Consider the following 15,074-nt stretch of genomic DNA (forward strand, 5'->3'; position numbering starts at 1 on the left):
TTGATTGATCATCACACCCGAGTATTTTTTTGTCGTTATTAATTTCTTTGCGCCACTCTATCTTGTCTAATCTTATTTTAAAATAAACGACTTAATATATACTTTTTCAACAAATACGGACAATTTTGTCCGTATTTTTTTTGTTATTATAAAAAATATGAAGATAGAGCATTACAAGAAATCCGACGAGCTACACGTTAAGCTTAGCGGCGAGCTTGACGAGCATTACAGCGCGTACGTGCGTATGTCGCTCGACGAGCTGATAGACAACAACAATATCAAGCGGCTGTACATTGATATGTCAGAGCTTGCTTTTATGGACTCAACGGGCGTTGGCGTGCTTATAGGCAGGTATAAACGGCTCAAACCGCGCGGAGTTCCTATATTCATTGAGTCGCCGTCGCCGACGGTTGATAGGTTACTCGGGCTGTCGGGTATATACGATATTATGATCAAGGCAGGTTGATTGATTTATGACTAACCAAATGACAGTGATTTTCGACGCTGTGACCGATAACGAAGCTTTTGCGCGTAATACCGTAGCGGCGTTTTGCGTGGGGCTGGATCCCACTGTGGACCAAATAAACGATATTAAGACCGCCGTATCCGAAGCGGTCACCAATTGTATAGTTCACGCCTATCCAAACAAGGATAAGCGCGAGGAGATTTCTATTAGTACCTCGATTGACGACAATTCCGTACATATCGTCATATCGGATACGGGTATCGGTATCGAAGATATCGAAGCCGCAAAACAGCCGTTCTTTACCACCAAGCCGATGGAAGAACGCAGCGGTATGGGTTTTACCGTAATGGAATCGTTCATGGACAGCATTACGGTGGAGCGCAACGAGCCGAGCGGTACCGTAATTCGAATGACCAAGATCATAAGAGGTGCGGATTGGAAAGAGAAGAAACGTTAAAACTGATTTACTCGGCACAACACGGCGATAAATCGGCGTCCGAACAGCTTGTTACGCAAAATTCGCCGCTTATTAAGTCTGTTATTCGAAGATACCGAAATAAAGGCGTTGAGTACGACGACCTTTATCAGCTTGGTTGCGTTGGGTTTGTTAAAGCTATCAAGAACTTTTCGGCGGACTACGAGGTACGGTTTTCAACCTATGCCGTGCCGATGATAGCGGGCGAGGTAAAGCGGTTCTTGCGCGACGACGGACCTATCAAGGTGTCGCGCAGTACCAAAGCTTCGGCTATCAAAATATCGCGGTTTATCGAGGAGTATAAGTCAAAACACGGTGAAACGCCAACGATCGATACGATAAGTAAAGAATTCGGTATCGAACCGCAGGAAGCCGTATTTATAATGGACGCGAGCAAGTACCCGATATCCATTTACGACAGTAACGATGACAGCACGCGCACGTTGGAGGATAGGCTTCAAACGTCAGAGAGCGAGGACGAAAAGCTCGATAAAATGATGCTCAAAAAAATAATATGCGAACTTGAACCGCGCGACCGAAAAATCATTTTGCTTAGGTATTTCGCCGATAAAACACAAGCCGAAGTTGCTCGAGTGCTTAAAGTTTCACAGGTCCAAATTTCACGGTTGGAGAGCAAGATACTAAATCGAATTCGCGCCGAATATTGCGACGGATGAAATAACCATACTTGACAATGAATGCCGTACTTGTTAAAATATAGGTATGGCATTTACTCTTGATTCGATCTTTACGACCGTCACGGCGCTTCCGTCCGCATTATCGGGTATAACGGAAATTGACCCAATTGCACCGTTAAAACCGTATGTTCGGTGCTTTTGGTCGTGCGAAAATTGTAAGCGTGAATCGTATATGCGCATAATTCCCGATTGCTGCGCCGATATTATTTTCGATTTAATCGGGGGATGTGCACGGTTTGTAGGGGTTAGCGATAACAGCTTTTTGTCTAGTAATAACGGAGTATTTTTCGGGATAAGATTCTATGCTTGGGCTGTTTCGAGGTTTACGGACGAAAAAATAGATTTTCTGTTTAACGGCTCTACGCAACCCGAAAATATTTTCAAAGGCTTTTCGCGCTTTAAGATCGAATTGCTTCATGCGAACGGTAACGAACGGCGAGTAACGCTTGCGCAAAAGTATTTACTTGATTTACTCGACGAGAACATCGACGCCGATATAATGAATTGTTTATTCGCTATGATCAAGCTTAACTGTAACGTGTCCGTGCGCGATTTGTCAAACCATGTTGCGATGAGCTCTCGCACTTTGGAGCGTAAATTTTTGCGAAATATCGGCGTTTCACCTAAAACAATGACGGAGCTGATTCGCTATCAAATGCTTTGGCAGGATTGTATAAAGCCGAACTTTTGCGTTCCGGATAGTGTGGACAAATTCGGGTACTACGATCAAGCGCATTTGTATAACGATTTTAGAAAGTATCACGGGGAAGGGCTGTTCGATGCGAGGAGTCGGTATACAAACTTGTCGCGTTTTTACAATACAACGGAGTTTTGATAAAGTATAATAGTCGTAATAAACTATACAGCGAGGTTTGAAATGAACGAACAAGCATTTGAAAAAGCACTTAGCTTTATATACCGCAACGCCCGCCCGCTGGATTTGGCGCTGTGGCGATATGCTTTTGAGGGCGGAAGCCGAAAGGACGTTATCGACATATTGTCGTATTATCAAAATGCCGACGGTGGGTTCGGGCACGCAATAGAGCCCGATTTCTGGAATACCGATTCCACGCCGATAGGAACGTGGAAAGCAATTTGCATTCTTAAAGAAATCGTGATAAATGAAAATGACGTTATCGTTCAAAAAATACTTAGATATTTAGATAGCGGTAAGGATTATATCGACGGTAAGTGGTTTAATACCGTAAAAAGCAATAACGATCATCCTCATGCTATTTGGTGGGAGTGTAACGACCCCGTCGGTGTGCCTAGCGATAATCCCACCATAAGCCTTGTCGGTTTTGCTCTTAGATATGCCAAAAAGGATAGTGCGCTCTATAAAAGGGCGCATGAAATTGCCGTGCCCCTAGTCAAAGCTTTTATTAAAGAGCCGATTTGCGATATGCATATCACACCGCTCTATTTGGAGCTTTATGAATATTGTACAGAGTGTAGCGGACTAAAGGATATTGATTTAGCGGCGTTTAAAAGCGCATTGTATGAAGCCATATCGAAAACGGTTTGCCACGATCATGATAAATGGCTTACAGAATACGTTTGTAAGCCGTCGGTTTTCTACGATAGATCGGGGCTTTTATTCGACATTTTAGGGCGTGATTTGTGCTTAAAAGAGGGCGAAATGCTTATTAAAGAGCAGCTCGTTGACGGCTCGTATCCCGTTCCGTGGTTATGGCATAACGATTACAACGAGTATTACGTTGCGGCCAATTGGTGGAAATCGTCAATGCTTCGTATAAATATGTTATACCTAAAAGATTTAAAATTGATTTGATTACTTAATAAAAAAACGGAGTAGTGTCAGGCGGCGCTACTCCGTTTTTTATTATTTATTAAGTATGTAATAGTCGGTAAATTGTTCGCCCTCGTTACCAATAAGCGGAGTATCGGCGAGCTTAAAGCCGAGTTTTTCTATTGCCGATCTGCGTTCGGTAGCAAACGGATTAACTTTCGTTATTATCTTATCGCACCAGAATAAATCGTAAACGCTGTCCTTAATAGCCGAAATTATCTCGAATATATCGTTTTTATTTTCGTAGTCGCTGTGAATGTCGAGCCGCAGGAGTCCGCCGTTTTTATATGTTTCGCTTTCGTCGTCGCGGTGGAAAAGCTCTATCGTGCCGATGGCAGTATCGGTCGATTTATCGACTACCGCCCAGCGCACGAAATAGCCTTGTTCGTAGCTCCACAGCCAAAACTTAACGGCTTCCGCCATGCGTTCGAGCGTTGTATAATGAAAATCGTCGCCGTGGCAGTTATCGCCATTAAAGAAAGGAACGGCTTTTTCGTCGGAATAAACTTTAAGCAAGTCGTCGGCGTCGTTTGATTTTAAGGCGCGGAGAATAAATTTATTGCTCTCGAATTGCGGTAATTGTTTAAAAACATCCATAATTAAAACCTCTGTCGATATTTTATAATACGCAGTGCCAAATGTCAATCGTATTTTCGAAAATGACTGCTGCAATGAATAATAATTTTTATCTTTATACAAATTAGTGATATGAGAAATAAAGATACAAAAATCGGCGAGGGATTGTTTGTCGTTACCGAGCGTGAATTGCTCGTTAAATCGGTCAAGCCTCGCGAGAAAAACAGGGGTTAAGCGCATTATGTTTGAAAATGCCAAAACGGTAAAGGCTCGAAACGAGCAATATAACAAGTACGTCGAAACGGTTACGCCAAAGACGAGCATCCCGAAAGCTTTGTTCCACAGCTTTATTTTCGGCGGAGCTACGTGCATGATCGGTCAGGGTATAGGCGATATAACCATGATCATCGCGCCCGATATGCCCAAGGATATGGTGGCTAATATAGCGTCCATGATACTTGTTACCGTCGCTATTCTTTTGACGGGCTTAGGCGTGTTTGACGTGATAGCGCGACAGGGCGGCGCGGGTTCGTTTCTGCCGATCACGGGGTTTGCCAACGCAATGGCGAGCGCGTCCATGGAATTCAAAACCGAAGGACTGATTTTCGGTACGAGCGTAAAGCTTTTTTCGGTCGTGGGTCCCGTCGTAGTCAACGGTATTGTTTGGTCGACCGTAGCAGGGCTTGCAAATCTTCTTATTTTGGGAAGGTATTAGTATGGCATTGTTTAGAAAATCAAAAAAAGACTCGGTGGAAACCGAGGAGAATATCGTCGGTTTAAATAATATTCCGTCGACCCGTCAGCGTATTATTAAGTTCAACAATTCGCCGCGTATCGTGGGGCGAATGAGCGTTGTCGGCGAGAAAGAAGCGAAAGGTCCTGTCGGTAAGTATTTTTCCAAGTGCGAAGTCGACGATAAAATGGGCGAAAAGACGTTTGAGCGCGCCGAAATAAGAATGTTTGATACGGCGGTGCGCGGCGCGGTACGCGACGCAAAACTCACGCTCGAAGATATCGACGTTATGGTGTCGGGCGATCTTCTCAATCAGATGACTACTTCGAGCTATGCCGCGCGCGATCTCGGTATACCGCATATAGGCATTTACGGCGCGTGCTCGACAATGACCGAGGGGCTTATGCTTTCGGCCATACTTGTAGACAGCTCGTACTATTCCAACGTGTTATGCGCCGCATCGAGCCATTTTGCCACGGCGGAGCGACAGTTCAGGTACCCGTTGGAATACGGTTGTCAGCGTCCGCCCTATGCGCAATGGACGGTCACGGGCGCGGCGGCTTCCGTCGTATCCAAAAATACAGAGGAGACAAAAAGCTTTCCGCGTATTGTCATGGCGCTTCCCGGACTTATAACCGATTACGGCGTAAACGACCTGAATAACATGGGCGCGGCAATGGCGCCCGCCGCTATGGATACTCTATATACGTTGTTTACACAGTCGGGCTATGACGAAAAAGATTTCGATTTGATAATAACGGGCGATCTCGGTAAGCTCGGCTCGGATATTCTTCGCGATCTTATGCGCGATCGCGGAATAAAGCTTGGGCAAAACTATATAGACTGCGGCAATATTATTTACGACGTCGAACAAAAATGTTACCAGGGCGGAAGCGGGTGCGCGTGCTCGGCTACGATATTCAATTCCTTCGTCATGGATAAGCTGATGAGCGGCGAGTACAAGCGCGTTGCATATCTTGCGACAGGTGCGCTTATGAGTACGCAAAGCTGCTACCAGGGCGAAACGATACCCGGAATTTCGCACGCGGTTATAGTCGAAAGTCCGTTTGGGGGTGAAGAATGAACGAAGTTTGGCAAAACATAGCTACGTATGCAATAGTTTTTGCGGTCGGCGGTGCGTTGTGCGCGATAGCCGAGCTGTTGATCGTCCGCACCAAACTCACGCCCGCGCGAATATTGGTAATATTCCTTATAGTGGGTATTATTCTCGAAGGCGTCGGCGTTTACGACTATATTTATAAAGTATGTCAAGCGGGAATAAGCGTGCCGATAGTTGGGTTCGGCGCAGCTCTTGCCAAAGGCTCAATCGAAATGGCGCGCACAGTTGGCTTTGTCGGCGCGTTCGCGGGCGGACTGATGCGCACGGGCTACGGCGTGGGTGTGGCGATCGTCATGAGTTATCTTGTAACGTTGGTCTTCAATCCAAAGACAAAATAGGTATCAACCGCAAGCCTTTTAGCATATATATTATTTGTGAAAAAGGAACGGTGTGCAATCGTAAGAAAGCGCAATAGACGAAAGAAATTGTTTATTGCGCTTTTTGTTTTAATCGCGATAATCGTGGGTATTTGCTTGTTTATTCAGCGAAACGTTAATCCTATGATCGTAATGATTTCCAACGAGCGAATACGCGCGCTTACGACCGACGCGGTCAGCACTGCGGTCATCGACGTAATGAGCGAGAATACCGACGTTGAGTATTTATCGGTTACTCGAGACGAAAAGCAAAATATTACGAGCATAGACCTTGACTCCAATACCGTAAATACGCTTGCGCAGGAGATCACCTTATCGGCGCAAAATAATATAAACGATATCGGCTCCGACGGAATAAAAATTCCCGTAGGGTCGCTGTCGGGCGTAACGCTGTTTACGGGACTGGGTCCCGATATTAATATCAAGATCTATCTTGTAGGTTCTACGCAAACACAAATAATATCTGAATTTACCTCGGCGGGCATAAACCAAACGCTTCACAGATTATATATTAATATTTCGGGTTCGGTTGCAGTAGCCGTGCCCGGGCTTCCTTCTACCATTAATACTTCTGCGCACGTTTTAATGAGCGAAATGATAATAGTAGGCGAGGTGCCGCCGACCTATCTTAATTCCACTTCGGTAGGCGATATGCTCGACCTTGTTGCGAAATAATGAAAAATGATTATAATTAATGATAAAAATATTTGTTAAAAACGATTGCGGTTGTCGATAATTTGTGATAAAATAGAAAAGTAATATTGATGCGTTAGAGTACGGCACAAGATAGGCGCAAAGACAGAGATCCGTCCACGGCTGAAAGACGGAGCGCGCCGAAGATATTCACCGTACGAGCACCGTCGCCGAAAGATAATGTAAGCGACGGCGTATGCCGCGTAACGAGCATTAACGAGTCCCAATTCGGGTGGTACCGCGCTTTCCGCGCCCCGAAGCATAGGGGCTTTTTACATTTAGGAGGTTTTTATATGAAACTCAGCGAAATTCGCGCCGAAGCTATTAAAAAGCTCGAAGCGATGCACGAAAAGACCGAACGCGACCTTGCCGCGTTTAAGACCTATTTATTCGGCAAAACGGGCGTGCTTACGGGGCTTATGCGCGGGCTTAAAGATCTTCCGCCCGAGGAAAAACCGCAAGCGGGCAAGGAGATAAACGATCTTCGCGTCGAGCTTACCGCATTATGCGACGAAAAGGAACGCGAACTGCATAGACTCGCTATCGAGCAGGCGCTCAATGCGGACAAGCTCGATTTGTCTATCGATAAGCCGTTGCACGCTGTCGGCGCGCGCCATCCGCTTAATCAGATAAGGAATAAGCTTGTAAACTACTTCGTCGGCAACGGCTACGTTGTGTACGACAGTCCGGAAATCGAAACCGACTATTATAACTTTCAGGCGCTAAATATTCCGCTCGATCATCCCGCACGCGATATGCAGGACACTTTCTTTATTAACGATAGTATGCTTCTTCGCACGCAAACTTCGAGCGGACAAATTCGGCTTATGGAAAAATTTAAGCCGCCGCTTAAAATGATTTGTCCCGGGCGCGTGTTCCGTAACGACGACGATTCCACGCATTCGCCCGTATTCCACCAAATGGAAGGGCTTGTCGTCGATAAAAACGTTACCTTATGCGATCTTAAAGGCACGCTCGAAGGGTTTGCCAAATTTATATTCGGCGAGCAAACCACAATAAGGTTCCGCCCGAGTTATTTCCCGTTTACCGAACCGAGCGTAGAGGTGGACGTTTCGTGCTTTAATTGCCATGGCAAGGGCTGCCGCGTTTGTAAAAACACGGGCTGGATAGAAATACTCGGCGCGGGCATGGTCAACCGCAGGGTGCTCGAAAATTGCGGTATCGATCCCGACGAATACCGCGGGTTCGCATTCGGTATGGGGCTTGACCGCATTACAATGATACAGTGCGCAATAAACGATATAAAGCTTTTGTGGGAAAACGACGTGCGTTTTCTTCACAACTTCAATTAGGAGGAAGCCATGAAATTACCTTTGAGTTGGTTGAAAGATTATGTTGATATAGGCGATATCACGCCGCAGGAATTGTCCGATAAGCTGTTATCCATAGGATTCGAGGTGGAAGAGATCATCACGCCGCGCGAGGATATTAGGGGCGTGGTCGTGGGACGTGTCGAAAGCATTGTTCATCACGAGAATTCCGACAAGCTTTGGATTTGTCAAATCGATATAGGTAGCGAAACGGTGCAAATCATTACGGGCGCGCAAAACGTTAAACAGGGCGATATGGTGCCTGTTGCTACGGTGGGCGCAATTCTTCCCGGCGGAAAAAAGATAGACGACGCGGTGCTTCGCGGCGTGCCCAGTCACGGTATGCTTTGCGGCGGCAGTGAGCTCGAAGTGGACGACGACATTATCGACGGCGCGAGCTTCGACGGCATTTTGATATTGCCCAAGGAAAGCAAGGTCGGCGAAAATATCATGCATACGCTCGGCATAGACGATACCGTTCTCGACATTTCGATAACGGCTAACCGTCCCGATTGTCAAGCGATAGTCAATCTTGCGCGAGAAATATCCGTTCTTCTCGATAAAAAATTCAAAGCGCCGTCTCTTAGCTACAAATGCTCGTCGACATCGACTATTCCGCCCGTCACTATTACCGACAAAAAGCTGTGCAGTCGGTATATCGGCAGGGTAATTACCGACGTAAAAATAGAAAAATCGCCTAAATGGATGCGTGACCGCCTTAGAATGTGCGGAATACGCCCTATCAATAATCTTGTCGATATAACTAACTACGTTTTGCTCGAATACGGTCAACCGCTTCATGCGTTCGATAAAAAATATATCGAGAAAAAGATTGTCGTAAGAAAAGGCAGTAACGGCGAAAAGATAACCGCGCTCGACGGCAAGCAATATAACGTAGACGACGTGCTTATTATTGCCGACGCAAATAAACCGCTCGCTATTGCGGGAATTATGGGCGGCGAGTACACGAGTATTTTCGACGATACCGAAACAGTATTTTTAGAAGCGGCACGGTTTGAGCGCAGTAATATAAGAAGGACCTCGCGCAAGATCGGTTTACGGTCTGACAGCTCTGCGCGCTATGAAAAGGGTGTAGATTGGCAGTCTGTCGAGCTTGGTTCTGCACGTGCGTTGGCGCTTATCGATAAGCTTAAATGCGGAAAAATTTGCGCCGAAACGGTTTGCGACGGCACAAACGAGCCCGAACAAAAGGTTATTTGCACCACTAAGGACGAAATTTGCTCGCTTCTCGGTATTGATATCGATATAGCGACCATTCAAAATATTTTGAAAAAGCAGGGAATTATCGTCAAGAAAGAGGGCAAAAAGCTTATTTGCACGATCCCGCTCGTTCGCGAAGATATAGACGGCTATCCCGATCTTGCCGAGGATATCATGCGTTTTTACGGCTATGATAAGATCGTATCCACTCATTCCGAAAACACGCATCAAACGCGCGGCGGTCTTAACGTTCACGACGAAAATACCGAAATCGTCAAATCGAAAATGTTCGCGCTCGGCGCAGACGAGATCCTTAATTACTCGTTTATTTCGCCCGATGCGCTCGATAAGCTTCTTATTGATAAAGCCGATTGCTTGCGCCGCGAAATACCGATAATGAACCCGCTCAGCCGAGATATTTCGGTTATGCGTACGCAGCTTGTTTCGTCCATGCTTGCAGTAATTTCGCGTAATTTATCGCGTAAGAATGAATCAATGCGTCTTTTTGAGCTCGGTAAGGTGTTCATTACTGACAAGCTCCCGCTCGAAAAATTGCCCGACGAACGCGACACGCTGTGTATTGGAATATGCAACGACGGCGATTTCTATACGCTTAAAGCAATCGTCGGTGAGATCATAGGCTTGTTCGGCACTCCTGAATATACGGTCGCTAACGTGCCGTATCTTCATCCCAAGCAATCACTTCACGTCGACGTAGCGGGCGTGTGCGGCGACTTCGGTAAGCTTCATCCGCTTGTATGCGAAAACTTCGATCTGCCTAACAACGTTTATATCGCGCAGCTCGATTTGAGCGAAGCTTTTAAAAACGCTATACCGCTTGCTCAATATAAACCTCTTTCCAAGCTTCAACCCGTCGACCGCGATCTTGCGCTCGTCGTTAAAGAGGATGTTGCGGTTGGAGATATGCTGAGAGGAGCCAAGAGCGTCAGTCCATATATCGAGCGAGTTAAACTGTTTGATATTTACAATGGCGAGCAAATCCAAGCCGGATACAAGAGCGTAGCGTTCTCTATTCGGTTGCAACCGCAAAACGCAACCTTCTCGGATAGCGAGATCAAGCAAATCGTAGATAACGTTATCAAGTTTGCAGAAACGAATTATGGAGCTAGCTTGCGCTAATGCAAATCGTTGCCCCCGCAGGAAGCTTCGAAGGTCTTAAAGCGAGCGTAAACGGCGGCGCAAATGCGGTATACCTAGGTATGCCGTCTTTCGGCGCGCGGGCAAAAGCCGAGAACTTCGACGCCGCCGCGCTTAAAAAAGCGGTAGAGTACGCGCATCTTTTCGGCGTAAAAGTTTTTGTAACGCTTAATACGCTTATTAAAGACAGCGAAATGGATAGCGCGGTCGAGGCGGCGAAATACGCTTATTCGGTCGGGGTAGACGCGGCAATAGTTCAAGACTTGCGCTTTATCAAGCGTTTAAGAAAGGAACTGCCCGATTTTATATTGCACGCAAGTACCCAAATGGGCGTTCATAATGCGCTCGGCGCTAAGAAGCTTTTGGAGCTGGGAATTAAGCGCGCCGTGCTTGCGCGAGAAACGCTACCTGCCGATATTGCCGAAATCAAAAAAACGGGTATCGAAATAGAGTTTTTCGTTCAAGGCGCGCTGTGTGTTTGCTTTTCTGGCAATTGCTATTTTTCGTCGCTCGCTTCGTCGTACAGCGGCAATCGCGGTAAATGTATGCAGCTTTGCCGTAAGCCGTATACGTTCGGCGGGAAGAAAGGATATTTTCTTTCAGCAAAGGATCTTTGCTTATATAACGACATAAAGCGTTTGGAAGAACTCGGCGTCGACGCGATCAAGATAGAGGGGCGTATGCGTTCGAACGAGTACGCTTATACTGCAACGAGCGTATATAACTCGGGTATGCCTACTTCTCGCGCTCTCGATGAGCTAAAACGGGTGTTTAACCGCGGAGATTACTGTAACGGGTATCTTGATAGAAATGCTCCGTTTCAAGTCATATATCCCAAAATTCAGGGCAATATCGGGCGGTTTGTCGGCAAAATAACCCAGGTAAAAGGAAATAGACTCACGGTGCCGACCTACACGCCGCACAAGGACGACGGTTTTAAGATCTTACGGGGCGGTAACGAGATATGCGGCGCAAGCGTTAGAGACGGCGTTATCACCGCAAGCGGCAACGTTAAAACGGGCGACGAGCTTCGGCTTACGCTCGACGGCGCGCTTGCTCAAACGGTCAAAGATATTCAAAAAAATATAGATATCGACATATCGGTTACGCTTAAAGCCGGCGTATTGCCGCAGGTAATATTAAAACGAAACGATACCGTCGTTGAGGTAAGTGGTGATTTCGTGCCGCAATCTGCTGTTTCTCGCGCGTTGACCGCCGCAGATATCGAACGTGCGTTTTATAAGGTAGGCGAATATCCGTTTGAACCTACCGTAAAATGTCAAATATGCGACGATATTTTTATGCCTGTATCCGCGCTTAACGAGCTTAGGCGTAAGGCGTATTTGGCGCTTTATAACGCCATATTATCTGACTATAAAATCAAACGTAGTGAATTAAGCCCGTCGGTAGAATTGGCGTATAATCGTTTTATCGGTAAGGGCAATATTTTAATGGTTGAGCGCGCAGACCAAATCGACGACGAAATTTTATCGCTTGTAGACTTTATCTCGCTAAATCCTCGGGACTACGGGAATTTTACGGTTCCCAAAATTAATAAACCCGTTTTATTGAATTTGCCCGTAATTTCGCGCGGCGACGATACGGATATTATTAAACGAGCGGTATCACACGACGGAATTTACGGCGTGATTTCTAATAACCTGTATTCGCTGAATATTACCGATAAACCAGTTTTATTGGGTACAGGGCATAATATAATCGGCAGTACGGATATGCCGCATATCAAGTCGTTTGAAGCCGATACGATCGACGGCAATGCGTTTGCTTACGTTTTCGGGTATGCGCCCGTAATGACTTTATGTCATTGTCCGTACGGAAAGTGCGTTAATTGCTCGGGCGACGACTCGTTGACGGACGATTGCGGGCGAACGTTTAAGCTAAGACGGTTTAAATCGGGACATTGCTATTGGCAGCTTCTTAATTGCACTCCGCATTATTTGTTGGGCGGAAAGGATAATTTTAAGAATAAATTTTTCGATTGCACTGAGCTTGATAGAGAGCAAATTATTCAAGTGCTTAACGGTGAGTATCGCGGTCCGTTTACGCGCGGAAACGTGAATAAAGGTTTGAAATAATGAAAGTTTATAAAGATCTCGAATTCGATAAAATACTTGACAGTGTTGCTTCGCTTTCGTATTCTCAGGTAGTTGCGGAGCGTATACAAAACACCGAGCCTACTAACGATATAGAAAAGGCGACTAAGCTTTTGCGCCAAACGGGCGACGCGCTAAACGTGCTTGCTTCGCATAGACCAAGCCTGTGCTTCGAAGACGTCGTGCCGTTTATAGATAAAGCAAAGGTGGGGGCGGTCCTTTCTCCCGCGGAGCTGATCAAAATTCGCGCAGGCATTCTTGCGCTAAGATCGCTTAAAAAATGCGTCGAGGAAATGACAGACTGCGATTACCTTAAAGATATTACTGCGTGGGTGCGGCCGTGCGACGATCTCGAATACGAAATCGATAGAACCGTCGAGAACGAAACCGAGATCAAAGATAGCGCGAGCGATAAACTTTATTCGCTTAGGCGTTCGATACAGCGCGCCAATGCTCGGCTCAAAGAAAAGCTTGACGGCTTTACGCGTCAAAGCGATATGAGCAAATATTTACAGGATAATATCGTTACTCTGCGCGGCGGAAGATACGTTTTACCTGTTCGTTCAGACAGCCGCTCTTTCGTAAAGGGGCTTGTACACGACGTTTCGTCGACAGGAGCTACGGTATTTATCGAGCCGTTTGCCGTAGTCGAGGCTAATAACGAGCTTATTACGCTTAGAACGGAAGAACAAAACGAAATAGAGCGCATATTAACGGAAATCAGCAAGTTTGTGGTAAGCAACTCGTCTGCACTCGTAGCAGGGCAGGAAGTGCTGACCGAGTGCGGCGTAATATTTGCCAAAGCAGAGTACGCAAAAATACAAAACGCGTATATGCCGAGCATTAACGATAACGGAAAAATCGTATTGCACGGTGCGCGGCATCCGCTTATTCCCGCGGATAGAGTTGTGCCCGTCGATATTGCGCTCGATACAAAAAAAGTGCTTTTAATATCCGGCCCAAACACGGGCGGGAAAACGGTCGCGTTAAAAACTGTTGGACTATTCGCTCTTATGTCGGCAAGCGGAATGTTTATTCCCGCTAACGACGGAAGCGAAATGAGTATATTCGACGATGTTTATTGCGATATCGGCGACTCACAGAGCATTGCGCAATCGCTCAGCACGTTCTCGGCGCATATTACAAATCTTGCCGCCGTAACTTCTAAAATGAACGAGCAGTCGTTGGTCCTTTTGGATGAGGTAGGCGACGGCACCGATCCCGACGAGGGTGCGGCTTTTGCCGTTGCGATCGTTAAGAAAATACTTTCGTCTAACGCTACGGCTGTTGTTACTACACATTTCAATTCGCTCAAAGAATTTGCATTGGGCTGCGAAAACATTGCAAACGCGTGTATGCAGTTTGATAATATTAATTTCAAGCCCACTTACAGACTGCTTCAAGGCGTTTCGGGTTCTAGCTATGCGCTTGAAATTGCCGAAAGGCTTGGGCTTGGCGATGAGATAATTCGCGACGCGCGAAATGCGTTGAGTGCCGAAAAGGTCGCGTTCGATACCGTAATGCGCGAAGCCGAAAAAATGCGCAATCAATCATTGCGCGATATGCAGGAATGTGAGAAACTCAAAGCTAATGCGCAAGAGGATGCGGAAAAAGCCGCCCGTCTGAAAAACGAATACGAACGTAAGCTTGCGGATATTAAAGATAATGCGCGTGCCATTATTCGCCGTCAAGCCGACGAGTACACCGAGTATGCCGAGGGACTTATCGAAGAACTAAAAGAGCAGCTCAAATCGGCAGACGAAAATGCTTTATTCGAGGCACGTAAGACAGCGAAGAAGATTTCTAAAAACGTTCCGGTCGATAAAGTTAAGCCAGATAAAGCGGCAGCGCCCGCTCAACCTAATGAATTGACCGTTGGTACGCGCGTGTTTGTTTCGGGTTTGAATAAAGAAGGCGTTATTGCAAGCCAATTGCGCGGTAATAAAGCATTAATTGCCATCGGTTCGATCAAAACCGAAATACCGATTTCTTCGCTTACGGTAATCGAGCAAGAGCACGAAAATAAGCCGACCGTCGAAGCAAAGCGCGAGAGCGAACCGATCAATACCGAAATTATGTTGCTCGGCTATACCGTTGACGACGCAACGTTGGAGTTAGACAGAATTATAGCCGATATTCCGTCGCACAGTACTATTCGCATAGTACACGGCAAGGGAACGGGCGCGCTCGGTAAAGGTATTCAAGCATATCTTCGCAAGCAGACGCGCGTAAAAACGTTTAGATACGGGCGTTACGGCGAAGGCGATACTGGCGTTACTATCGTCGAAATCAAATAAAAGAT

General features: G+C 46.3%; 14 protein-coding genes. 13 read left to right on the top strand and 1 reads right to left on the bottom strand.

The annotated features are described in order from the left end of the window. Positions 1-157 precede the first annotated feature (157 nt). Genes HDT28_03760 through HDT28_03780 form a run of 5 tightly spaced genes read left to right on the top strand, consistent with a single transcriptional unit; the run spans position 158 to position 3,431 of the window. Positions 158-466 (top strand): anti-sigma factor antagonist, encoded by a 309-nt coding sequence (locus HDT28_03760; protein MBD5131694.1) that lies wholly within the window; start codon positions 158-160, stop codon positions 464-466. Positions 467-473: 7 nt separating this feature from the next. Next, entirely contained in the window at positions 474-923 is a 450-nt protein-coding gene (locus tag HDT28_03765) for an anti-sigma F factor (GenBank protein MBD5131695.1), read from the top strand. Next, positions 902-1,618: a sigma-70 family RNA polymerase sigma factor gene (locus HDT28_03770; protein ID MBD5131696.1), complete on the top strand. Its 717-nt coding sequence runs from the start codon at positions 902-904 to the stop codon at positions 1,616-1,618. Before HDT28_03765 ends, HDT28_03770 begins: the two co-directional genes overlap by 22 nt. 46 nt (positions 1,619-1,664) lie before the next feature. Then, complete coding sequence (locus tag HDT28_03775; protein MBD5131697.1) at positions 1,665-2,474, top strand: helix-turn-helix transcriptional regulator; 810 nt, start codon at positions 1,665-1,667, stop codon at positions 2,472-2,474. A 42-nt stretch (positions 2,475-2,516) separates the two neighbouring features. Continuing rightward, positions 2,517-3,431 carry a hypothetical protein gene (locus HDT28_03780; protein MBD5131698.1) on the top strand — a complete coding sequence of 305 codons (915 nt, stop codon included), beginning with the start codon at positions 2,517-2,519 and terminating at the stop codon, positions 3,429-3,431. Positions 3,432-3,482: 51 nt separating this feature from the next. On the opposite strand, the gene HDT28_03785 is transcribed toward HDT28_03780, so the two are convergent. After that, a complete protein-coding gene (locus HDT28_03785) occupies positions 3,483-4,049 on the bottom strand; it encodes a GNAT family N-acetyltransferase (protein ID MBD5131699.1) in 567 nt (188 codons plus the stop codon). A 217-nt stretch (positions 4,050-4,266) separates the two neighbouring features. Between HDT28_03785 and HDT28_03790 the strand changes: the two genes are divergently transcribed. The 8 genes from HDT28_03790 (at position 4,267) to HDT28_03825 (ending at position 15,069) form a co-directional block, all read left to right on the top strand. Then, positions 4,267-4,740: a SpoVA/SpoVAEb family sporulation membrane protein gene (locus tag HDT28_03790; protein MBD5131700.1), complete on the top strand. Its 474-nt coding sequence runs from the start codon at positions 4,267-4,269 to the stop codon at positions 4,738-4,740. Position 4,741: 1 nt separating this feature from the next. After that, positions 4,742-5,842 carry a stage V sporulation protein AD gene (gene spoVAD, locus HDT28_03795; protein MBD5131701.1) on the top strand — a complete coding sequence of 367 codons (1,101 nt, stop codon included), beginning with the start codon at positions 4,742-4,744 and terminating at the stop codon, positions 5,840-5,842. Beyond that, on the top strand, positions 5,839-6,216 hold the full coding sequence (locus HDT28_03800; GenBank protein ID MBD5131702.1) for a SpoVA/SpoVAEb family sporulation membrane protein: 378 nt from the start codon (positions 5,839-5,841) through the stop codon (positions 6,214-6,216). Before spoVAD ends, HDT28_03800 begins: the two co-directional genes overlap by 4 nt. A gap of 36 nt (positions 6,217-6,252) precedes the next feature. Beyond that, positions 6,253-6,930, top strand: coding sequence for a sporulation protein YunB (yunB, locus tag HDT28_03805; protein ID MBD5131703.1), 678 nt, complete (start codon positions 6,253-6,255; stop codon positions 6,928-6,930). 311 nt (positions 6,931-7,241) lie between these two features. Further along, positions 7,242-8,261, top strand: a complete 1,020-nt coding sequence (pheS, locus tag HDT28_03810) for a phenylalanine--tRNA ligase subunit alpha (GenBank protein ID MBD5131704.1) — start codon at positions 7,242-7,244, stop codon at positions 8,259-8,261. Between the two features lie 9 nt (positions 8,262-8,270). Then, complete coding sequence (locus HDT28_03815; protein ID MBD5131705.1) at positions 8,271-10,640, top strand: phenylalanine--tRNA ligase subunit beta; 2,370 nt, start codon at positions 8,271-8,273, stop codon at positions 10,638-10,640. Then, positions 10,640-12,754: a U32 family peptidase gene (locus tag HDT28_03820; protein ID MBD5131706.1), complete on the top strand. Its 2,115-nt coding sequence runs from the start codon at positions 10,640-10,642 to the stop codon at positions 12,752-12,754. Before HDT28_03815 ends, HDT28_03820 begins: the two co-directional genes overlap by 1 nt. Further along, positions 12,754-15,069 carry an endonuclease MutS2 gene (locus tag HDT28_03825; GenBank protein ID MBD5131707.1) on the top strand — a complete coding sequence of 772 codons (2,316 nt, stop codon included), beginning with the start codon at positions 12,754-12,756 and terminating at the stop codon, positions 15,067-15,069. Before HDT28_03820 ends, HDT28_03825 begins: the two co-directional genes overlap by 1 nt. Positions 15,070-15,074: the final 5 nt, after the last annotated feature.

The organism is Clostridiales bacterium, assembly GCA_014799665.1.
Classification (GTDB): Bacteria; Bacillota; Clostridia; order Christensenellales; family Pumilibacteraceae; genus Anaerocaecibacter.